This window comes from Pseudomonas sp. OE 28.3 (assembly GCF_014268205.2).
Classification (GTDB): Bacteria; Pseudomonadota; Gammaproteobacteria; order Pseudomonadales; family Pseudomonadaceae; genus Aquipseudomonas; species Aquipseudomonas edaphica.
Genome location: NZ_CP077082.1, coordinates 5,023,814 through 5,046,077 on the forward strand (window position 1 = coordinate 5,023,814; position 22,264 = coordinate 5,046,077).

Consider the following 22,264-nt stretch of genomic DNA (forward strand, 5'->3'; position numbering starts at 1 on the left):
AGGGTTCGATCGGATTAGCACAAACAAAAATGCCAGGCGCGATGCCTGGCATTTGAGTCTAGCTAACGCTGCACGATCAAAACGGCAGTTTCATGCCCGGCGGCAGTTGCATGCCAGCGGTCACGCCACCCATTTTTTCCTGGCTGTTGGCTTCGATCTTGCGCACGGCGTCGTTGACGGCCGCGGCGAACAGCGCTTCGAGCATTTCCAGGTCATCTTCGCCGACGCCAGGCAATACGCTTGGGTCGATGCTCACGCGCTTGATGTCGTGACGACCGGTCATCACCACGCTGACCATATCGCCACCGGCTTTACCGGTGACTTCGGCGTTGGCCAGTTCTTCCTGCATCTTGGCCATCTTTTCCTGCATCTGCTGCGCCTGCTTCATCAGGCCGGCCATGCCACCTTTCATCATGGGAATCACCTCAAAGTACGTGGATCAATCAATTAGTAGCCCGGTTTTATGACGCTTGGGGCACCGGGGCTTCGACAGGTTCAATAGTATCGTGACGCACCACCGCACCGAACTGTTGCATCAACTGTTGGATGAGCGGATCGCCATGGATCGAGTCTTCGGCCTCACGCTGACGGTTGATGCGCTTACGGGTCGCCGCCTGGGCCGGGGTTTCCTGCTCAGGCTTGATCAGTTCGATGGCGATGGTCAACGTGCGTTCATGGTACTGGTTGAGCGCATCGTTGAGTCGGCGTTGCTGAGTGGCGTTGAACAAGGCGCTGTGGGCCGGGTCCAGGTGCAACAGCCAGTGGTCGCCCTCGATGGAGATCAAGGTGCAGTTGGCGGCGATGCTGCCGGTCATGCCGGAGATCGGCAATTTCGGAAACAACTCCAACCATTGCAACGCCAGGCCAGTGGCCGGGGCCGCAGCGGGTTCCGCTTCGGGCTCGGGGGCCGGTTCGGCGGTGTGCTCGCTGGCCAGGTCGTCCAGGTAGCTGTAGGCCGAATCCATGTCCGGCTCGATGTAATCTTCGTCCAGCGGCGGCTCGTCATCGAGGTCGATACCCGGCGTAGCGGCGTCCACCTGCGCAACGGTCGGCTCGGGGACCGGCGCCGACACCCATTCCGGCGCGTCCGGCACCGCACTGTCCGGAGTCGGCGTGGGCATCGGCGTCAGCTCGGGCTGCTCGCCGGTGGTTTCCAGCACGGGCTCCACAGCAGGCACTTGCTCGACTTCAGGTTCAGGCTCAGGTTCAGCTTCTGCGTCGACCGGATCGTTCCAAGGCAGGTCAACCACCGGCGCGGGAGCAGGTTCAGGCTCAACCACGGGCGCAGGTTCGACCACCGGCGCGGCAACCGCAGGCTCGGGTGCTGGCGCAGGTGCAGGCGGCGCAGGTTCAGGTGCAGCAACTACTGGCGCGACTACCGCCGCGCCAGCCACTGGTTTGGCGGAATCAACTGTGGCCTGGCTGATCCCCACTGGCTTTAGCGGCTGTCTCGGTGCGTCCGCCGAGTCGGCGGGCCGGAAGGCCAGCATCCGCAGCAAGACCATTTCAAAGCCGCCACGCGGGTCTGGCGCCAAGGGCAAATCGCGGCGGCCGATCAGGCCCATCTGGTAGTAGAACTGTACATCTTCGGCTGGCAACGCCTGGGCCAGCGCCAATACGCGGTCGCGGTCGCCATGGCCGTTGTCGACACCTTCGGGCAACGCCTGGGCGATGGCCACGCGGTGCAGCACATTGAGGATTTCCGAGAGTACGCCGTTCCAGTCCGGGCCTTGCTCCGACAAGTGGCGCACGGCTTCGAGCAACGCCTTGGCGTCACCTTCGATCAGCGCGTGCAACACGTCGAACACCTGGCCGTGGTCCAGCGTGCCGAGCATGGCGCGTACATCCGCGGCCATGACCTTGCCTTCACCGAAGGCGATGGCCTGGTCGGTGAGGCTCATGGCGTCACGCATCGAACCATCGGCGGCGCGGCCGAGCAGCCACAACGCGTCGTCTTCGAACGGCACGTTCTCGACGCCGAGCACATGGGTCAAATGCTCGACCACGCGCTCGGGCGTCATGTTTTTCAGGGAGAACTGCAGGCACCGCGACAAAATCGTTGCAGGAAGTTTCTGCGGGTCGGTGGTGGCCAGGATGAACTTAACGTAGGGCGGCGGCTCTTCCAGGGTTTTCAACAGGGCGTTGAAGGAATGGCTGGAGAGCATGTGCACTTCGTCGATCAGGTAGACCTTGAAGCGCCCACGGCTCGGCGCGTACTGCACGTTGTCGAGCAGCTCGCGGGTGTCTTCGACCTTGGTGCGGCTCGCGGCATCGATCTCGATCAGGTCGACAAAACGCCCTTCGTCGATCTCGCGGCATACCGAACAGGTGCCACAAGGCGTCGACGTGATGCCGGTTTCACAGTTCAGGCACTTGGCAATAATGCGCGCGATAGTGGTCTTGCCGACCCCGCGAGTACCGGTGAACAGGTAGGCGTGGTGCAGCCGTTGGCTGTCCAAGGCATTGATCAGAGCCTTGAGCACATGGGTCTGGCCGACCATTTCGCGGAACGAGCGCGGGCGCCATTTACGTGCAAGAACCTGATAACTCATCGAAAACCGTCGCAACTGGGAAGCGGAAGCCGGTAATGCTAGCGGAGCAAGGGGGAAATTGCATCCGGCACGCTCGTCTAATCTGACTAAGCTTGCCTGACTGGCCCCACAAAGGCCTGAACCCGGAGAGTGTATGCGTGTAGTCCTGGGCGCTTTATGGATGATTTCCGTTGCTTGCCTGGCGGCGCCCGCACCGTTGCGTTTTTCGGTTTCCGACAGCTGGGCAATGCCCATGGCACAGATAGAGGGTGACCAGCCCACACAGGGCATTCTGTATGACTTGATGTTGAGCCTGGCCACCCAGGTCGGGCGGCCAGCCGAGTTCCACGTGCTGGCCCGGGCGCGACTCGCCGGTGCCATGGCACGCGCAGAGGTCGATGTGCGCTGCTATGTCGCCCAGGATTGGCTCGGCCAATTGTCCGGCGACTACAGCTGGAGCGTACCCTTGATGGTGCAGCGCAATGTGTTGGCCAGTGTCCACGCACCGCCCGTTCAGGTGGCCAGGTTGGCACCGCAGGCCATTGGCACGGTGCTCAACTACCGCTATGTCGTCCTCGAACCGCTGTTCGCCAGTGGCCAATTGACCCGCGACGATTCGCGCAGCGAGGAGTTGGTGCTGCACAAGCTGGTGGCCGCGCGTTTCGAATACGCCGTGATCAACGAATGGACCCTGGACCGTTTCAACCTGAAAGTGCCCCCAAGCCTGCGGCTGCACAACGTCGCGGTGATCGACGAACAAAACCTGGGCTGCATCGTGCGCAATGACCCGAGCGTGCCGGTGCAACGGATCTTGCGCACGCTGCTGCGGATGAAAATGTCGGGCGAGATCGATGACCTGATCAAACTGTACACCGGGGAGAACGCGCGACCGCTGCGCACTCCTGACAAGAACGCTCCTGACAAGAACTGACAGGGCCGTCCCCTAGACTGGGCTCACTTAACCGCCCGTAATCAAGGAGCCTGCATGCACACCGTCGCCCATTACTTCCTGCTCTACGTCGACAGCCCGGCCACCAGCGCCAACTTCTATAGCCGCCTGCTGGGCAAGCCGCCGGTGGAGCTGAACCCGACGTTCGCCCTGTTCATTCTCGACAACGGCGTCAAGCTGGGGCTGTGGTCGCGTCACACCGTAGAGCCTGCGGCTCAGTTTACCGGCGGAGGCGGTGAGGTAGGTTTTTCGCTGAGGGACCCAGCCGCCGTAGACGCCCTTTACGCTCAATGGGTAGAGCGCGGCGCGACCATCATTCAGTCACCGACCCACCTTGACTTCGGCTACACCTTTGTCGCCGAGGACCTCGACGGCCACCGGCTGCGCGCGTTCAGCCTGAGCGATTGAGCGCCAGCGCCCTTCAAGGCTGATGGCGGCGACACTGGCCAGCACGATCACCGCGCCCAATATCACTTGCAGGGCAATGTGCTCGCCCAGCAGCGTCGCCGCCATCAGCATGGCCACCGGCGGAATCAGGTACATCGCCACCGAGGCGCGGCTGACGTCCACGTGCTTGAGCACATAGCCCCAGGCCAGGTAGGCCAGGGCGCTGGGGAAAATCCCCAATACCAGCACCGACAGATTCTCCGGCATTGGCGCCTGGGCCACCGCAGCCGGCAAGCCCGGCAGGTTCACGCACAGCATCAAGGTGCCCGCCCACACCATGTAACACGCCATGGTCAGCGGGCTGTAGCGATGGGCGTAGTGTTTCTGGATGACGAAATACACGCTCCACGACACGGCTGCCAGCAAGATCAGCAAGCCGCGCGGGTCGATATCACCGACGCCATGATCACCCCAGATCACCACCAGCACACCCAGCAACCCGAGCAAGACGCAGCCCCAACGCCAGAGGCTGACCCGTTCCTTCAAACAGAAAAACGCGATCACCACACTGAACAGCGGCACCGACTGCGCCAGTACACTCGATGCCGCCGCCGTCACCCACTGTTGCCCGTAGTTGAGGCTGGTGTGGTGCAGGAACACGCCGAAAAAACCCAACACCAGCAACCACGGCAGATCCCGCACACGCGGGCGGCCGATGCCTACCGCCAGGGCGATGCCGCCCATGAACACCGAGGCGATCAGAAACCTCAGCAACGCCAACTGGCCAGGGCTGTAGCTGTGCAGCCCCATGTGCACGCCAATCGGCGAATAGGCCCAACAGAGAATCACGCCAGCGATGACTAGCGTAAGCTTTACGGGTGACGGGGCATTCATCGACGGCATCCAGATACTGAGAAGGAATACCGTCAGTCTTGAGCCGCGCAAGGCGCAGGACAATTAAGCGTTTCTGACTTCTGAAATCATTGGAACTGAGCAATGGAACTGGCCCAACTGAAAATGGTGCGCGCCGTGGCACAAACCGGCAGCGTGGCCCAGGCCGCGCTGCAACTGCACTGCGTGCCGTCCAACATCACCACGCGCATCAAGCAGCTGGAAAGCGAGTTGGGCACGCCGCTGTTTATTCGCGCAGGCCGTGGGCTGGCCATCAGTGCCGCCGGGGAAATCTTCCTCGATTACTGCGAGCGCATCCTGGCCCTGGTGGATGAGTCCAAACGCGCAGTGGATGCCAACGCCATCCCGCGCGGCACGCTGCGCATCGGTGCGGTGGAATCCAGCGCCAGCGGCCGCCTGCCGCCGCTGCTGGCCGAATACCACCGGCGCTACCCGGACGTCAGCCTGGAACTGGTCACCGGCGCCTGGGCGCAACTGCTCGACGACCTGCAACACCATCGCCTCGATGTGGCGCTGGTGGCCTCGGGCGGCAAGCGCGCCAAGCTCGAACACAGTGTGGTCTACAGCGAACGCCTGGTGCTGATCGCCAGCGCCTCCAGCGCGCCGATCAACAGTGCCGAAGACTTGGCAGGCCGCACCTTGCTGGTGTGGCCGCCCGGTTGTCCGTATCGCGCGGCGCTGGAGAACTGGATCAAACCGCACGCCTTCAAACCAAGCATCGCCAGCTATGCCAGTTGGGGCACCATCATTGGTTGCGTCAGTGCAGGGATTGGCGTGGCGTTGGCGCCGGAAGGCATCCTGGCCCGCTACGAGCAGGCCAATCAACTGGCCTCCTACCGGTTCGAGGAGTTGCAGGCCGTGGACAACCTGCTGTTCTGGCACACGGACACCCAGCGCCACCTGGCGCGGGATGCGTTTGCCGGGCTGCTGCGGGAGACGTTTGGCTAGTTGGCTTGCGGCGCCGCCAAGCGTGCGTACTGGTCCTGGCTGATCCAACCGGTGTAGGTATGGTCTTTGGCATTGGTGAACTCGACCTTGGCCCAGCCGTCCTTGAACGCCAGCACGCCGACCACATCGTCCTTGACGATATACGCGCGTTTGGCCGCTTCAGCGCCTGGTTTTTTCAGCAGGTAAGCCTTGTCGGCCGTCACGGTCACCAGGCCGATCCATTGCTTGCTGGCCGTTTGGGCCAGGTCCAGGCCGGTGGCGATTTCCGGCATCAGCACGCTGATGCAACCGGGATGCTCGCGCCCCTGCTCCACCGTCAAGGTCACGCCGTCGGAGGACGCTGCGACGCTGCCGGGATAGGCCTTGTCTAGCCAGGTGGTGAGCGCTTCGGGCTGGCCTTGCAGGTAAAACGTGCAGCTGCGGGTCACACCCTCGCCCAGTTCTTCTGCGTAGTAGCCTTCGACCTGATGCTCAGGGGTGACCGCCAGCATCAATCCCTCGTATTTGCCAGAATGCAGCTCAGCGGCACCTGCCAACGCGGGCACCAAGGCGCACAACGACAACACACTCATCGCTAGAAAACGGCTCATCTTATTTCTTCCCTTCCAATGCTTCGTAGGCCTTTTTGATACGGCTGTCGTAGTCGCCGTAATCCTTGCCGTTATAGTTACGCGCCATGGCCACGTAGTCTTTATCTTTCATGGCCTTGATCAGGGCCGGGCTCTGGCTGCAAAAACCGATAAACGCTTTTAATTGGTTACCGGCATTGATCTTCAGGGCGGCAGCAAACTCAAACACCGTCTTGTAACCGCAGGAGGTGTAGTTGAACCCCATTATTTGAAACATGCCCCACGACGCCGACATCAATGCCGCCTCCTGGTCCAGCGCAAACGCTGTGGCCATGGTCTCCCAGGCTTTGGTCTGGTCCTTGTTATTGACCTGCCACTGCGGCCCGGCCTTTCTCACGTAGATATAAGACAGCAACGGGTGCGCCTGATCGTAGATGTGCTTGGTGTACTTGCGAAACAAGTGGCCTTCAAAGGCAATCACCGGCAACTTGGCCGGCCCGAACCCGGAACGCCCGCCGGATTCGACCGTGGCGAAAGCCTTGATGATATTCACCGAAATGCCGCTGCCCAACTGGGTGGCAGCGCTTTGAAAGTCGGTATCGGTCAGCGTCATGCCACCATCGCACGTGGCCTGGAGCATCAACTGGCGGTTACGCCGCTCGGCCTCGATGGTCGCGCGCATGCGCTCCAGGTACACATTGACCGTGGCCTGTACCGCATCGCCGCCGTTATTGCCAAACGCGTTGAGAAAGCTCGGAATGCGCATCGTCGGAAACGCCTTCACCGGCACTTTGACCGCCTCTTCTATCAGGCTATTGAAGGTTCGACCGGTAGGGTCGATCACGCCATCAGGATGCGCATACTTGAGGTGCCGGAACTGATACTGGCTGATGCACTGCACCAATTGCCCATCGCACTTACCGTTTTCGGCCAGCGCAAAACCCATCTTGGGAATGATCAGATTAAATAGATACTGGATGCACTGAACATCGACGGGCAAGTTGCGCGCTTTACCCGGCGCGCCCACTGAAGCACTGATAAGACGGGGCAACCCTTGCAGGCTTTTCATCATGGACATCCTTGTTAGTTCAAGAAGTGATAGCACTTCAATATCAGCACCGCACACCTGTCACAACTTGAAACAAGTGGCTGGCGGAAACTAACAAGATGATTTTGGGTTGTCCAGTGGGCCACCTCAACGATGTGAGGCAGCCAGCAGGTGCGGCTATTTTTTCCGTTCCAGCGCCTCGAAGGCTTTTTGGATACGCCTGTCGTAGTCGCCATAGCTTGAGCCATTGTAATTGCGCGCCATGCCGGCAAAGTCCCTGCTTTTCATCGCTCTGAGCAAGGCCGGATTCTTGCGGCAAAAGCCGCAGAACGCCATCAATTGCTGGCCGGCGTTAAGCTTCAGTGCAGCCACAAACTCGAACACGTTCTTGTAGCCACAGGCAGCAAAATTAAAGCCCATGACCTGGAACATACCGTAGGACGCCGACATCAGCGCTGCTGCCTGGTCCAACGTATAAGCATCGACCAGAGTCCGCCACGCAATCGCCTGGGTTTTATTGTTGGCTTTCCATTGCGGGCCAGCATTGACCAAAAAGGGGTAGGACAAAAAGGGGTAGGTCCTGTCGTACTTATGTTGAGTGTACTTGCGAAAGATATGGCCCTCGAAGGCGATAACCGGCATGTTGGCCGGCCCGAACCCGGATCGCCCACCAGACTCAACGGCGGCGAACGCCTTGATCAGGTTCACCGAAATACCGTTGCCCAGCGCTGCAGCCGCGCGCTGAAAATCAGCCTCGGTCAGGGCGATTTGACCGTCACAGGTGGGCCTGGTGACTAACGACTGGTCGGGAAGAACAACGGCATTGGCTTTGCCTGCATCGTCGACCAGGCTATTGAACGTCCGACCGCCCGGGTCAATCACCCCATCAGGTTTGCTGACCTTGAGACGATTCGCCTGATAGTCGCTGATGCGCCGCAACAACAGCGGGCCGCACTTTCCGTCCTCCACAAGGCGCGAAGCGGATTCTGGCGTGATCAGATTAAACAGATGCTGAATAAAGCGAACATCAGCAAGCACATTCTGCGCCTTGCCTGGGGCGCCGACTGAAGCACTGAGCGTTCTGGGTAAAACGGGAAGGCTGGGCATGGCAATCATCCTTGTTGATCAAAGGAGTGCCATCACTTCTTTACTACTCCAGCACAGGGTCGCTTACAAGAATGACGCTAGCAGGCCGCTGAAAGTTTTCCAGCACAACGCCGTCATCGCTGCGCAAAAAATGGCAGATGGGCGATTAAAACAATGTTTGATTTGAAACAGGAAGGGTAGAAACAAAGGAGAGCGTTATGGAGGCAACCCCACCAGCCACACCCCGGCACACAATGTTCCCGCTGTGGCTGCTGCCTTCCGGCTCTGACCAGGTTCACGGGTAATCGTTGCGGGGGGACCGATGGGGTCACCATAACGACGCTGGCCTCTCGGCAAGCCGCGCCATTGTACCGATCTCATCGGAACTTACAACCGTTGTTCCGGATTAAAAATATGAAGGGGCTCAAGCACTTGTCCACAACCTCGATAACCTGCCAGAACCTTGTGGGAGCCGGGCTTGCCCGCGATTACGGTGTATCAGTTGGGGCATTCACTGGATGATGCACCGCAATCGCAGGCAAGCCAGCTCCCACATAGGGGTGGATTACTGTGCTTGTACGACTTCGTCGGCCCTGCCGCCCTCCTCCTGAATCACCAAGTGAATGAAGTGCAGCTTGGCGATCACCGCCGGCGGCAACACAAAGGGGTAGAAATCCGGCTGGCCCATGCTGCGCGACAGTTCGTTGAGCATGCCGGCCAGTTCGATCCAGGCGTTGACGAACGACAGGAAGGCCGGGCCGCCAGGGTGTTCGGGGTCGTAGAGCGTGGTCAACGGGAAGGGCTGGTAATCCAGGTCCATCTCGCGGGCACTCATGCCAAAGCCCAGTGCGGTGTCGACGGCGTCCATCATGTGCAGGTAGTGAGCCCAGGTTTCGGCCCAGTCTTCCCAGGGGTGCATGGTCGCGTAGGCGCTGACACAGGTTTGCTGCCAGTCGGCGCGCGGGCCGTTCTGGTAGTGCTGCTCGAGTGCCTCGGCGTAACTGGCGCGTTCGTCGCCGAACAGGCTACGAAACGATTCAAGCCAATGGCTGTTGGCAATCAGCCGATCCCAATAGTAGTGGCCGACTTCGTGGCGAAAGTGGCCGAGCAACGTGCGATACGGCTCGCGCATTTGCACACGGACTTTCTCGCGATGGGCGTCGTCCGCTTCCTTGATATCGAGGGTGATCAGGCCGTTGGCGTGGCCGGTGGTGGGTGCGTTGCCTTCAAGGTCAATGCCGACGAAATCGAAGGCCAGGCCGCTGTTCTCGTCAACACTTTTGGGCACCACTTGCAGGCCCAGGCTGATCAGTTGCGCCACCAACCGGCGCTTGGCGGTTTCGACTTTGCGCCAGCGTTCGGAGTTTTCCGGCACCGATAAGTCGGGAATAGTGCGGTTCAGGCTGCACGCGACGCACAGCGTTGCGGTGCTGTGGGCAGGAATCAGCCAGTTACAGGCGGCCGGGGTGTCGAGGTTGGCGCAGCGGCGGAAGGTGCCGGCGTCAAGGTTATCGTCCTGTAGCCATGTGCCATCGACTGGGCCGGGCTGTAGCGACGACAGCCGGCTTTGCTGGGGCTGATAGCCCAACAGCGCAGAACAGACCAGGCACTGGCTGTTGCGAAAGAACAGCGACTGGCCGCACCGGCACTGCCACACCTTGCTGCTGCGCGAGGATCCGGCCATGAACGGTGCGGCGATGCGCGTGCTGAGTTGCTCGAAGTAGCGGAACATGGCGATCTCTCCCTGGGTGACCAAGACTAGATCATTTACCGTGAAAGATCGTTCCCACGCTCTGCGTGGGAATGCCTGCGGTGACGCTCTGCGTCACGAGGTTCAAGAGCCGACGCAGAGCGTCCAGGGCTGCATTCCCACGCGGAGCGTGGGAACGATCGTCAGACGCTGATGTTGTGTCTGGCCAGGAAGGCGACGAAGGCCTCCTCGTCCAGCACCTTGAGGCCCAGCTCGGTGGCCTTGGCCAACTTGGAACCCGCGCCCGGCCCGGCAACCACGCAGTGAGTCTTGGCCGAGACGGAACCTGCCACCTTGGCGCCCAGGCTTTCGAGCTTGTCCTTGGCCACATCACGGCTCATCAGCTCAAGAGAGCCGGTCAGCACCCAGGTATGCCCCGCTTCCGGCAAGCCCTCGACGACCTTCTTCTCGCTCTGCCAGTGCATACCGAAGTCCTTGAGCTGCTGCTCGATGGCCAGGGCACGGTGGGCATTGTCCGGGTTATCAAAAAACTCGCGCACCGCCTTGGCCTGCTTCTCGGGCAACGCCTGGCGCATATCCAGCCAGTCGGCCTTGATTACGCCTTCGAGGCTTACGAACTTGTCGGCCAGTTTTTGCGCGGCGCCAGGCCCTACGCTGGGCACGTGCAGCTTGTCGAGCAGGCCGCCGAGGGTGGTGCTGGCGGCAAACTCGGCGCTCAGGTCGCCCTGATCCTGCAACTGCAGGCCGCATTCATCCGGCGACAGCAGCGCGCCAATCACCTCCTGGTTATGGCTGTCTTCAAAGAAGCTGTGAATCTCGTGGGCGACTTCAAGGCCCACGTCCGGCAAGTACGTCAGCACTTCCGGCAAGGCCTGCTGCACGCGCTCCAGGGACGCCAGCGAGCGCGCGAGCACCTTGGCCGTCTCTTCGCCCACGTCCGGAATGCCCAAGGCGTAGATAAACCGCGCCAGGGTTGGAGTCTTGCTGTTTTCGATGGCGGCAATCAGCTTCTTGCTGGAAATATCGGCAAAGCCTTCCAGGTCGATGATCTGCTCGTATTTGAGCTTGTAGAGGTCAGCCGGCGAGCCGATAAGCTTTTCATCCACCAACTGCTCGATGGTTTTGTCGCCCAGGCCGTCAATGTCCATGGCGCGGCGCGACACAAAATGGATGATCGCCTGCTTGAGCTGCGCGCCACAGGCCAGGCGCCCGACGCAGCGGTAAACCGCGCCTTCGCTGACGGTTTCCTTGCCCTTGCTGCGCTTGACCAGTTGCGTGCGCTCCACATGGGAGCCGCACACCGGGCAGCTTTGCGGAATGTGCACGGCGCGGGCGTTTTCCGGGCGGCGTTCGGTGACCACCGAGACGACTTGCGGGATCACATCACCGGCACGGCGAATGATCACAGTGTCGCCGATCATCAAGCCCAGGCGCGCCACTTCATCCATATTGTGCAAGGTTGCGTTGGACACCGTCACACCCGCGACCTTGACCGGCTTCAAGCGCGCCACCGGCGTTACAGCACCGGTGCGGCCGACCTGGAATTCCACATCGAGCAGCTCGGTCAGCTCTTCCATGGCCGGGAATTTATGCGCGATGGCCCAGCGTGGTTCGCGGGCGCGGAAGCCCAGCTCACGTTGGGAAGCAATGTTGTTGACCTTGAACACCACGCCGTCAATCTCGTACGGCAGGCTGTTACGCCGCTCGCCGATATCGCGGTAGTACGCCAGGCAATCCTGAATGCCCTTGGCCAGCTTCAGCTCATGGCTGATGGGCATGCCCCACTTCTGCAATTGCTGCAGGTTACCGATATGGGTGTCGCTGATGTCGGTAGTCACGCCGTAGCAGCAAAACTCCAGCGGGCGGCTGGCGGTGATCTTCGAGTCCAGCTGGCGCAAGCTGCCTGCGGCGGCATTACGCGGGTTGGCGAAGGTCTTGCCGCCCACTTCCAGTTGCGAGGCATTAAGGCGCTCGAAGCCAGCCTTGGACATGAACACTTCGCCGCGCACTTCCAGGGTCGCCGGCCAGCCGCTGCCGTGCAGTTTCAACGGGATATTGCGCACCGTGCGCACGTTGACGCTGATGTCTTCACCGGTGGTGCCATCGCCGCGCGTGGCACCGCGCACCAGCTCGCCGTCCTGATACAACAGGCTGACCGCCAGGCCATCGAGCTTGGGCTCGCAGCTGTATTCCACCGCTGCGCCGCCGCCAAACAGATCGCCCACCGGCAGGTCGAGACCTTCGGTAACCCGGCGATCAAATTCGAGCATGGTGGTTTCATCAAAGGCGTTGCCCAGGCTGAGCATCGGAATCTCGTGCTTGACCTGGGTGAACGCCGACAGCGCCGCACTGCCAACCCGCTGCGTCGGCGAATCACGCGTCACCAAATCCGGGTGCTCGGCTTCCAGAGCCTTTAGCTCATGGAATAACCGGTCGTACTCGGCGTCCGGAATGCTCGGCTCGTCGAGGACGTGGTAGCGGTAATTGTGCTGATCCAGTTCAGCGCGCAGTTCGAGAATGCGGGTGTGGGCGGCGGTCATGGGTGTTCTCTCATAAAGCAAAAGAGCAGCCGAAGCTGCTCAATATGTTAGTGCACGGATTCTACAGGCAACGCTTAAGATCGAACCTCAGCGTTTCTGTGTCAGGGCGCGACGCTCGAACTCGACGATGCGCTGACGGTAATGCTCGATGGTCTGGGCAGTGAGCACGCTGCGTTGGTCGTCCTTGAGCTCGCCGTTGAGCTCTTGGGACAGTTTGCGCGCAGCAGCCACCATCACGTCGAACGCTTGTTTCGGGTGACGCGGGCCTGGCAAACCGAGGAAGAAGCTCACCGCCGGGGTGCTGAACAAGTCGATATCGTCCAGATCGAAAGTGCCCGGCTTGACCGCGTTGGCCATGGAGAACAGCACTTCGCCGTTACCGGCCATGCTTTCGTGGCGGTGGAAAATATCCATCTCGCCAAAACGCAGGCCGCTTTCGAGGATATTCTGCAAGAGTGCCGGGCCTTTGAAGCCGGCGGCGTCGCGGCAGATCACGCTGATCACCAAGACTTCTTCGGCAGCCGGCTGGTCGTTGACCGATTGGCGCGGCGCACTGGATGCCTTGCCGATATTTTCATCCGGGAAATCGTCGTCGCGGCTGCTGAAGCTCGGGCCTTCATCGACGTCGAGGTTCAGGTCGCCCTGATGCGGCTCGGCGACGGCGGCACTGGCGCGCTTGCCACGCTTGGACGACGGTTCGCGGGCTTCACGCACCGGCGCACTCATCGACGGCAAGTCATGCTCGTCCAGTTGTGGTTCTTTATGGTTATCCAGCACACGAGGCGGCCCCAGCAGCTCGGCGCTGCCGTCGTCGTCGGGCAAGTTGGACAGGTTACGGTCCAAACGGAATTTGAGCTTGCCCTTGCCACCGCGCATGCGGCGCCAGCCATCAAAAAGAATACCGGCAATGACAATAATGCCGATGACGATCAGCCACTCGCGCAGACCGATTTCCATGTAATCCCGTGCCTCTAATAAAAAATGCTGAAAAATAAGGGGTTTAGCAACGTCCAAACCGCTTTAAAACGTGGCGCCAACTCTATGTTCTGACTGACGTTTTGCCCACGCATACGAGGAATTGACAATAAACTAGCACGACCTTCGATAACTTTACACAGTTGGCGCGAAATGTATCGGTTTGCCATCTTTCGGCGACATGGGAGATCTCTTACGCAAGCCGCCAACTGTGAGCTACACACTGCAAGCTATAGCCTCACACACTTGCAGCTTGCAACTCGCCGCTAGGCGTCCACCATCGCCATCGCTTCTTCGACATCCACCGCCACCAACCGCGAACAACCCGGCTCATGCATCGTCACGCCCATCAACTGATCGGCCATTTCCATGGCGATCTTGTTGTGGGTGATATAGATGAACTGCACGGTCTGGGACATCTCTTTAACCAATCGAGCGTAGCGTCCAACGTTAGCGTCATCCAGCGGCGCGTCAACTTCGTCGAGCATGCAAAACGGCGCCGGGTTCAACTTGAAGATCGCAAATACCAGGGCCAATGCCGTGAGTGCCTTTTCGCCACCGGACAACAAATGGATGGTGCTGTTCTTCTTGCCCGGGGGCCGCGCCATAATCGTCACCCCTGTATCGAGTAGATCTTCGCCCGTCAGTTCCAAGTAGGCGCTGCCGCCACCGAAAACTTTCGGGAATAACGCCTGTAAACCGCCATTAATCTGATCAAAGGTATCTTTGAAGCGATTACGGGTTTCCTTGTCGATCTTGCGGATCACGTTCTCCAGAGTGTCCAGCGCTTCGACCAGGTCGGCGTCTTGAGCATCCAGATAACGTTTACGCTCGGACTGTTGCTGGTATTCGTCGATGGCCGCCAAGTTGATCGCGCCCAGGCGCTGGATACGCGCGGCGATGCGCTCAAGTTCTTCTTCGGCGTCTTTTTCATTGGCCTGGGCGGTCAATGTATTGAGCACGCCGTGCAAGTCATAGCCGTCTTCGAGTAACTGGTCTTGCAGGGTTTTGCGGCGCACGGTCAGGGCTTGCCATTCCATGCGTTGCTGTTCGAGTTGGCCGCGAATCAGTTGGGATTGCTGCTCGGCCTGGGTCCGGCGTTTCTCGGCGTCTCGCAGTTCGCGGTCGGCGTCTTCCAGGGCGATTTGCGCGGTCTTGAGTTCTTCGTCAACGGTCATGCGCTTGTCGAGCAACTCTTCGAGCTTAAGGCGCAACTCTTCCAGCGGCGCCTCGCCCTCCTCCAGGTTGAGGCTCAGTTGCTCGCGCTTTTCGGTGAGGCGTTCGGACTGCATCTCCAAACGCTCAAGCGCCTGGCGCGTGGAGGTGTGCTGGGCCTGCAACGAGCCCAGGCGCACGGCCAATTGGTGGGCGTGATCCTTGTGCTGACGGGCTTCCTGGCGCACGCGATCGAGGCGCTCACGCAGGCTGTCGCGCTGGGCCAGCAGCAGTTCGCGCTGCTCGGTATCCAGCGCCATGCTGTCGAGGGCTTCCTGCAAGTGCAGGCGCGCTTCGCCGATCTGCTCGTGTTCGAGGGCGCGCTGCTCGCCCATCTCGGCCACTTCTTCGTCGAGGCGGGTGCGGCGCAGGGTCAGTTGCTCGGCCTTGGCCTTGCTCGCCGACAGCTGGGCTTTCAATTCGCCTTGCTGGCGCGCTTCGTCCTGCAAGAGGCGGCGCAGGTGTTCGCGGCCAGTCTCTTGTTGGCGCTGAGTGGCACGCAGGGTTTGCAGTTCGGTTTCCAGGCTTTCGAGGGTGGCCTCGCGTTCTTCGCGTTCGGCGCTCAGGTTGACGATTTCCTGGCCACGGGCCAATACGCCGCTCTCGGCCTCACTGGCGCGACGCACGCGCAGGAAGTGCCGGCCAACCCAGTAACCGTCTCGGCTGATCAGGCTTTCACCGGCGCCCAATTGGCCACGCTGGGACAAGGCTTGCTCCAATGATTCAACCGGTTTGACCTGGCCCAGCCACGGCGCCAGATCGATCGCGGCCTCAACCTTGTCGAGCAAACTGCCCGGCACTCGCGTGCCATCGACGGCGGGGCTGAGCAAACGCAAATCGCCCTGGGCAAAACCGGCCAGGTCGAAACCGCCAAAATCATCCACCAATACGGCTTGCAGGTCGGCACCTAACACGGTCTCGACCGCCAACTCCCAACCCGCTTCGACTTTTAAGCCTTCGGCCAGGCGCGGGCGCTCGGCCAGGTGTTGGTCACGCAGCCATTCGGCGGTGCCGGTGCCTGGGTCCAGCGCTGCCTGCTGCAAGGCTTCAAGCGACGCCAGGCGCCCGTTCAGCCGCTGCAAATCGCCCTGGGCCTGCTGCTGGGCCTGGGTCGCCTGTTGCAGTTGCTGACGCAATTGCTCCAGGCGCTCCACTTGCTGTTCTTCGCTGGCCTCGAGCTCTTCCAGGGTCATTTCGCTTTCGGCCAGTTGTTCGCTCAACGCCATGATCGCCGCGTCTTCCGGGTCGGCGGCGAGCAACGCGCGCTCCTCCTGCATGCGGCGCTGGCGCTCGGCCAGGCGCTCCATGCTGGTTTCCAGTTGCTGGATGCGCGATTGCTGCACCTCAGCCTGGCGGCGCGGCTCGGCGGATTGCAGGTTGAAAGCGTCCCACTGTTCCTGCCAGCCGTGCATGGTGGTTTCGGCTTCTTCCAGGGCGGCCGCGGCCTCTTCGGCGGCGGCGCTGGTGATTTCCTGCTCGGGCGTGAGCATGTCCAGCTCTTCGCCCAACGTCAGCAGCAGGGTGCGGTCGTGGCCCAGGTGCGACTCGGTTTCCAGCCGCGCGCGTTCGGCTTCTTTCAAATCGTCCTGCAACTGGCGCAGGCGCTGCTGGCCGTGCTGGATGCTCTGTTCGACCCGAGCAATATCGCCGCCTACCGAGTAGAACCGCCCCTGCACCAGATTGAAGCGCTCGGACAGGTCATGGTGACCGTCACGCAAGCGCTCGATGCTCGCGTCGGCATTACGCTGCTCGGCCACCAGCGCTTCGAAGCTGATTTCCTGGGTGCCAATGATCGCTTCGCGCTGGCCGACCTGATCATTCAGCGCCTGCCAGCGCAGGGCCGAGAGCTGCGCCTTGAGCTGGCGCTCTTCGCCCTTGTATTCCTGGTACTTCTCGGCGGCCTGGGCCTGACGGTGCAGGCGTTCCAGTTGACGCTCCAGCTCTTCACGCAGGTCGGTGAGGCGGGCAAGGTTTTCGTGGGTGCGGCGGATACGGTTTTCGGTCTCGCGACGGCGCTCCTTGTACTTGGAGATGCCGGCCGCTTCTTCGATAAAGTTACGCAGGTCTTCGGGCTTGGCTTCGATCAGCTTGGAGATCATGCCCTGCTCGATGATCGAGTAGCTGCGCGGGCCTAAGCCGGTGCCGAGGAAAATGTCGGTGATATCGCGTCGACGGCATTTGGTGCCGTTGAGGAAGTAACTGTTCTGGCTGTCGCGCGTCACTTTGCGGCGAATCGAGATTTCCGCGTAAGCGGCGTATTCGCCAACCAGGGTGCCGTCGGAGTTGTCGAACACCAGTTCGATGCTGGCCTGGCTCACCGGCTTGCGGCTGGTGGAGCCGTTGAAGATGACGTCGGTCATCGACTCGCCACGCAGGTTTTTTGCCGAGCTCTCGCCCATCACCCAACGTACGGCGTCGATGATGTTCGACTTGCCGCAGCCATTGGGCCCGACCACCGCCGCCATGTTACTGGGGAAGTTCACCGTGGTCGGGTCGACGAAGGATTTGAACCCCGCCAGTTTGATGCACTTGAGCCGCACGTTTAGGCGCCCGCCAACGCAGCGATGACCAACGAGCTGCTGCGCTCGCAGTAGGCCGACAGTACCTGGCGGATCTGCGGCAGATCACGGGCGAGCACCGCCGCGAGCAGCTGCTCGAACAGCGCCAGGTACTCACTCATCTCCGCCTTGCGCTGGTCCAGGGCCAGGTAATAGGCACGGTTCATCGCCGGCTGCAGGTTTTCGACGGTTTCCTGCAAGTACGGGTTGTTGGCGAAGGGGTACGCGGCGCGCATCACACTGAAGCTTTCTTCGACGAAGGCACGCACGTCCTCACGTTCGAAACTGGTCATCAGGCGTTGCTGGATCTGCAGGAACGGCGCCATGTCAGCCTGGACCTTCCAGCCCTCAGCCACCGAATTGCCGAGCAGGATGTACATCTCGCCCATCAGCGTGCACAGGCTCTGCACCTTGTGCGCGGTGAGTTCGGTGACGTGGGCGCCACGGCGCGGCAGGATCGCGATCAGGTGGCGGCGCTCGAGGATCAGCAAAGCTTCACGCACGGAGCCACGGCTGACATTGAGTGCCAGCGTGACTTTCTGTTCCTGGATCCGCTCCCCAGGCTTGAGATCGCCGCGAATGATACGTTCGGCGAGGTGGTGAGCAATTTGCTCGGCGAGACTGTCCGGCGCCTTGAACGTCATGTTTTCCCTTCAAAATCTTCTATCGGTACAAGCGCGGCAGTGTAGCGCATTGGCTGGCTGATGGCGCTACGCCCACAGGCGCGAATTTGGCATGAAATAAGCAGCGATGAAAAGCCAAAAGCCAGCAAAAACACCGGTTCCAGAAGACTGGACCATAATTAAAAGTGTTGCGATCGCAATTTCTTGACCTTCTGGTCAGAAAATCGTTGACCGAAAAGTCAGACATGACTAGATTCGGCGCAAAGCGGTTAACAACAATAATGAGTCTGCGAGGCCTTCCGTGATCCAGTTTTTACTTAACCAGGAACTCCGTAGCGAGCACGCCCTGGACCCCAACCTGACCGTGCTCAACTATTTGCGCGAGCATTTGGGCAAATCCGGCACCAAGGAAGGCTGCGCCAGCGGCGATTGCGGTGCATGCACCGTGGTGGTCGGCGAATTGCACACCGACACTCAAGGCGCGGAGCAGATCCGCTATCGCAGCCTCAATTCCTGCCTGACGTTTGTGTCGTCATTGCACGGCAAACAGCTGATCAGCGTCGAAGACCTCAAGCATCAAGGCCAACTGCACAGCGTGCAACAGGCCATGGTCGAGTGCCACGGCTCGCAATGCGGCTTTTGCACCCCAGGCTTTGTGATGTCGCTGTTTGCCCTGCAAAAGAACAGCGACGCCCCCGATAGCCAGAAAGCCCATGAAGCCCTGGCCGGTAACCTGTGCCGTTGCACCGGTTATCGACCGATCCTCGCCGCCGCCGAACAGGCCTGCTGCAACAAGCCGGCTGATCAGTTCGACAGCCGCCAGGCCGAGACCATCGCCCGGCTCAAAGCCATCGCGCCCACGCAAACCGGTGAACTCAACAGCGGCGACAAACGCTGCCTGGTGCCGCTCACCGTTGCCGACCTGGCCGACCTCTACGACGCCTACCCGCAGGCGCGTTTGCTGGCGGGCGGCACTGACCTGGCGCTGGAAGTCACGCAGTTTCACCGCGTGCTGCCGGTGATGATCTACGTGGGCAACATCGAAGAGATGAAACGCATCGAGTCGTTCGACGACCGCCTGGAAATCGGCGCGGCTACACCGCTGTCCGACTGCTACAGCGCGCTGCACCACGAATACCCGGACTTCGGCGATTTGCTGCACCGCTTCGCTTCGCTGCAAATCCGCAACCAGGGCACGCTGGGCGGCAATATCGGCAATGCGTCGCCCATCGGCGATTCGCCACCACTGCTGATCGCGCTCGGCGCGCAGATCGTGCTGTGCAAGGGCAACACCCGTCGCACCCTGGCGCTGGAAGATTACTTCATCGATTACCGTGTCACTGCGCGTCAGGACAGTGAGTTTATCGAGAAGATCATCGTGCCCAAGGGCCACGCGCTGTTCCGCGCCTACAAGGTTTCCAAGCGCCTGGACGATGATATTTCCGCCGTGTCCGCCGCCTTCAACCTGAAGCTCGACAACGGTGTGATCAGCGACGCCCGCGTGGCGTTTGGCGGCATGGCCGCCACGCCCAAGCGCGCGAAAAGCTGCGAAACCGTATTGGTGGGCGCCACCTGGAACGCCGCCACGGTGGAGAAAGCCTGCGCCGCCCTCGCCCAGGATTTCACCCCGCTGTCAGACTTCCGCGCCAGCAAGGAATACCGCCTGCTCAGCGCGCAGAACCTGCTGCGCAAATACTTCATCGAACTGCAAACACCGCACATCGAGACTCGGGTGACCGCTTATGTCTAACCATCACGCCGTCGTTAAAACTCAGGCCGAACTCGCCGAGCTGTTTGCCCAGGACCTGACCACCGGGGTCGGCCGCAGCGTCAAGCATGACAGCGCCGCCAAGCATGTCAGCGGTGAAGCGCAGTACATCGATGATCGCCTGGAATTTCCTAACCAGTTGCACCTGTACGCGCGTATGTCCGACCGCGCCCATGCGCGCATCATCAGCATCGACACCGCACCCTGCTACGCCTTTGACGGCGTGCGTATCGTCATCACCCATGAAGATGTGCCGGGCCTCAAAGACATTGGTCCATTGATGCCCGGCGACCCGTTACTGGCCATCGACACCGTGCAGTTTGTCGGCCAAGTGGTGCTGGCCGTGGCCGCCCGCGACCTGGAAACCGCGCGCAAAGCGGCCCTGGCGGCGGTGATCGAATACGAAGACCTGGAGCCGGTGCTGGACGTGGTCGAGGCCTTTCGCAAGAAGCACTTTGTGCTCGACAGCCACACCCACCAACGCGGTGATTCGGCGGGCGCACTGGCCACCGCGAAAAACCGTATCCAGGGCACCCTGCATATCGGCGGCCAGGAACACTTCTACCTGGAAACCCAGATTTCCTCGGTAATGCCCACCGAAGACGGCGGCATGATCGTCTACTGCTCCACGCAAAACCCCACCGAAGTGCAAAAGCTGGTGGCCGAAGTGCTCGACGTGTCGATGAATAAAATCGTCGTGGATATGCGCCGCATGGGCGGGGGTTTTGGCGGCAAGGAAACCCAGGCCGCCAGCCCCGCGTGCCTGTGCGCGGTGGTCGCGCACCTGACCGGCCAGCCGACCAAGATGCGCCTGCCGCGTGTCGAAGACATGCTGATGACCGGCAAGCGCCACCCGTTCTATATCGAATACGACGTGGGCTTTGACGACAACGGCCGCCTGCACGGCATCAATCTGGACCTGGCAGGTAACTGCGGCTGTTCGCCGGACCTGTCCAACTCGATTGTCGACCGCGCCATGTTCCACTCCGACAACTCGTATTACCTGGGCGACGCCACCGTCAACGGCCACCGCTGCAAGACCAACACCGCGTCCAACACAGCGTATCGCGGCTTTGGCGGCCCGCAAGGCATGGTGGCCATCGAAGAAGTCATGGACGCCATTGCGCGTCATCTGGCGCTGGACCCGTTGGCGGTGCGCAAGGCCAATTACTACGGCAAGACCGAGCGCAACGTCACCCACTACTACCAGACCGTCGAGCACAACATGCTCGAAGAAATGACCGCCGAGCTTGAAGCCAGCAGCCAGTACGCCGAGCGTCGCGAGGCGATCCGCCTGTACAACGCCCACAGCCCGATTCTGAAAAAAGGCCTGGCGCTGACGCCGGTGAAATTCGGTATTTCGTTTACCGCCAGTTTCCTCAACCAGGCTGGCGCGTTAATCCACATTTACACCGACGGCAGCATCCACCTGAACCACGGCGGCACCGAGATGGGCCAGGGCTTGAACATCAAGGTCGCGCAGGTGGTGGCTGAAATATTCCAGGTCGAGATCGACCGCGTGCAGATCACCGCCACCAACACCGACAAGGTGCCCAACACCTCGCCGACCGCCGCCTCCAGCGGTGCCGACTTGAACGGCAAGGCCGCGCAGAACGCTGCCGAAACCATCAAGCAGCGCCTGGTGGAATTTGCCGCGCGCAAGTACGACGTGAGTGAAGCGGACGTGGAGTTCCACAACGGCCATGTGCGCGTGCGCGATCAGATCCTGACCTTTGAGGCGTTGATCCAGCAGGCGTATTTCGCTCAGGTTTCGCTGTCGAGCACCGGCTTTTACAAAACCCCAAAAATCTTTTACGACCGCAGCCAGGCACGTGGCCGGCCGTTCTATTACTTCGCGTTCGGCGCGGCCTGCTGCGAAGTGATCGTCGACACCCTGACCGGCGAATACAAGATGTTGCGCACCGACATCCTCCACGATGTGGGCGCCTCGCTGAACCCGGCCATCGACATCGGCCAGGTCGAAGGCGGCTTTATCCAGGGCATGGGCTGGCTGACCATGGAAGAGCTGGTGTGGAACAACAAGGGCAAGCTGATGACCAACGGCCCGGCCAGCTACAAGATCCCGGCCGTGGCGGACATGCCACTGGATTTGCGTGTGAAGCTGGTGGAAAACCGCAAAAACCCGGAAGACACGGTGTTCCACTCCAAGGCCGTGGGCGAGCCGCCGTTTATGCTCGGGATTGCTTCTTGGTGTGCGATCAAGGATGCCGTGGCAAGTTTGGGTGACTATCGCCATCAGCCGAAGATTGATGCGCCGGCGACGCCGGAGCGAGTGTTGTGGGGCTGTGAGCAGATGCGGCAGTTGAGCGCTGCAAAAGCCGTTGAGACTGAACTGGCTTGATCGTTCCCACGCTCTGCGTGGGAATGCCGCCTTGGACGCTCTGCGTCCGCTGTTGTGACGCAGAGCGTCACGGTATGCATTC

Annotated in this window: 17 protein-coding genes and 1 other RNA gene; 6 read left to right on the top strand and 12 right to left on the bottom strand. The window is 60.8% G+C overall.

Annotated elements, in window-relative coordinates; translation table 11 throughout:
- Positions 1-76: 76 nt before the first annotated feature.
- Together HU759_RS22440 and dnaX are read right to left on the bottom strand one after the other, a co-directional pair.
- Positions 77-415, bottom strand: coding sequence for a YbaB/EbfC family nucleoid-associated protein (locus tag HU759_RS22440; RefSeq protein WP_003175481.1), 339 nt, complete (start codon positions 413-415; stop codon positions 77-79).
- A gap of 46 nt (positions 416-461) precedes the next feature.
- Positions 462-2,552, bottom strand: a complete 2,091-nt coding sequence (gene dnaX / locus HU759_RS22445; RefSeq protein WP_017134796.1) for a DNA polymerase III subunit gamma/tau — start codon at positions 2,550-2,552, stop codon at positions 462-464.
- A 133-nt stretch (positions 2,553-2,685) separates the two neighbouring features.
- On the opposite strand from dnaX, the gene HU759_RS22450 reads away from it, so the two are divergent.
- The gene (locus tag HU759_RS22450; RefSeq protein ID WP_186617190.1) at positions 2,686-3,462 is read left to right on the top strand and encodes an amino acid ABC transporter substrate-binding protein; all 777 of its coding nucleotides are present in this window, start codon (positions 2,686-2,688) and stop codon (positions 3,460-3,462) included.
- Between the two features lie 54 nt (positions 3,463-3,516).
- Positions 3,517-3,888: a VOC family protein gene (locus tag HU759_RS22455; RefSeq protein WP_169984917.1), complete on the top strand. Its 372-nt coding sequence runs from the start codon at positions 3,517-3,519 to the stop codon at positions 3,886-3,888.
- Here the strand turns inward: HU759_RS22455 and HU759_RS22460 are convergent.
- A complete protein-coding gene (locus HU759_RS22460; RefSeq protein ID WP_186617192.1) occupies positions 3,802-4,761 on the bottom strand; it encodes a DMT family transporter in 960 nt (319 codons plus the stop codon). The genes HU759_RS22455 and HU759_RS22460 overlap by 87 nt on opposite strands.
- A gap of 102 nt (positions 4,762-4,863) precedes the next feature.
- Between HU759_RS22460 and HU759_RS22465 the strand changes: the two genes are divergently transcribed.
- Positions 4,864-5,727 (top strand): LysR substrate-binding domain-containing protein, encoded by an 864-nt coding sequence (locus HU759_RS22465; protein ID WP_017134792.1) that lies wholly within the window; start codon positions 4,864-4,866, stop codon positions 5,725-5,727.
- On the opposite strand, the gene HU759_RS22470 is transcribed toward HU759_RS22465, so the two are convergent.
- From HU759_RS22470 to HU759_RS22480, 3 genes are all read right to left on the bottom strand, one after another.
- Positions 5,724-6,317, bottom strand: a complete 594-nt coding sequence (locus HU759_RS22470; RefSeq protein WP_017134791.1) for a hypothetical protein — start codon at positions 6,315-6,317, stop codon at positions 5,724-5,726. The genes HU759_RS22465 and HU759_RS22470 overlap by 4 nt on opposite strands.
- Before the next feature lies 1 nt (position 6,318).
- On the bottom strand, positions 6,319-7,365 hold the full coding sequence (locus tag HU759_RS22475; RefSeq protein WP_186617194.1) for an N-acetylmuramidase family protein: 1,047 nt from the start codon (positions 7,363-7,365) through the stop codon (positions 6,319-6,321).
- 156 nt (positions 7,366-7,521) lie between these two features.
- On the bottom strand, positions 7,522-8,451 hold the full coding sequence (locus tag HU759_RS22480) for an N-acetylmuramidase family protein (protein ID WP_186617196.1): 930 nt from the start codon (positions 8,449-8,451) through the stop codon (positions 7,522-7,524).
- Between HU759_RS22480 and HU759_RS22485 the strand changes: the two genes are divergently transcribed.
- Positions 8,450-8,617, top strand: a complete 168-nt coding sequence (locus HU759_RS22485) for a hypothetical protein (RefSeq protein ID WP_017134788.1) — start codon at positions 8,450-8,452, stop codon at positions 8,615-8,617. The genes HU759_RS22480 and HU759_RS22485 overlap by 2 nt on opposite strands.
- Positions 8,618-8,658: 41 nt before the next feature.
- On the opposite strand, the gene ffs is transcribed toward HU759_RS22485, so the two are convergent.
- The 6 genes from ffs to HU759_RS22515 form a co-directional block, all read right to left on the bottom strand.
- An RNA gene (ffs, locus tag HU759_RS22490) (signal recognition particle sRNA small type) lies at positions 8,659-8,755 on the bottom strand.
- Positions 8,756-8,995: 240 nt separating this feature from the next.
- Entirely contained in the window at positions 8,996-10,162 is a 1,167-nt protein-coding gene (locus tag HU759_RS22495; protein WP_186617198.1) for a putative zinc-binding metallopeptidase, read from the bottom strand.
- A 161-nt stretch (positions 10,163-10,323) separates the two neighbouring features.
- Positions 10,324-12,681 (bottom strand): NAD-dependent DNA ligase LigA, encoded by a 2,358-nt coding sequence (ligA, locus tag HU759_RS22500; RefSeq protein ID WP_099548813.1) that lies wholly within the window; start codon positions 12,679-12,681, stop codon positions 10,324-10,326.
- Between the two features lie 87 nt (positions 12,682-12,768).
- Positions 12,769-13,638, bottom strand: coding sequence for a cell division protein ZipA (gene zipA / locus HU759_RS22505; RefSeq protein WP_017134785.1), 870 nt, complete (start codon positions 13,636-13,638; stop codon positions 12,769-12,771).
- Positions 13,639-13,922: 284 nt separating this feature from the next.
- The gene (gene smc, locus HU759_RS22510; protein WP_186617200.1) at positions 13,923-17,411 is read right to left on the bottom strand and encodes a chromosome segregation protein SMC; all 3,489 of its coding nucleotides are present in this window, start codon (positions 17,409-17,411) and stop codon (positions 13,923-13,925) included.
- Positions 17,412-17,413: 2 nt separating this feature from the next.
- Positions 17,414-18,073 (bottom strand): GntR family transcriptional regulator, encoded by a 660-nt coding sequence (locus HU759_RS22515; protein WP_186617202.1) that lies wholly within the window; start codon positions 18,071-18,073, stop codon positions 17,414-17,416.
- A gap of 280 nt (positions 18,074-18,353) precedes the next feature.
- Between HU759_RS22515 and xdhA the strand changes: the two genes are divergently transcribed.
- Entirely contained in the window at positions 18,354-19,802 is a 1,449-nt protein-coding gene (xdhA, locus tag HU759_RS22520; protein ID WP_186617203.1) for a xanthine dehydrogenase small subunit, read from the top strand.
- Entirely contained in the window at positions 19,795-22,182 is a 2,388-nt protein-coding gene (xdhB, locus tag HU759_RS22525) for a xanthine dehydrogenase molybdopterin binding subunit (RefSeq protein ID WP_186617204.1), read from the top strand. The genes xdhA and xdhB overlap by 8 nt, the downstream gene beginning before the upstream one ends.
- The last annotated feature ends 82 nt before the right edge of the window (positions 22,183-22,264 follow it).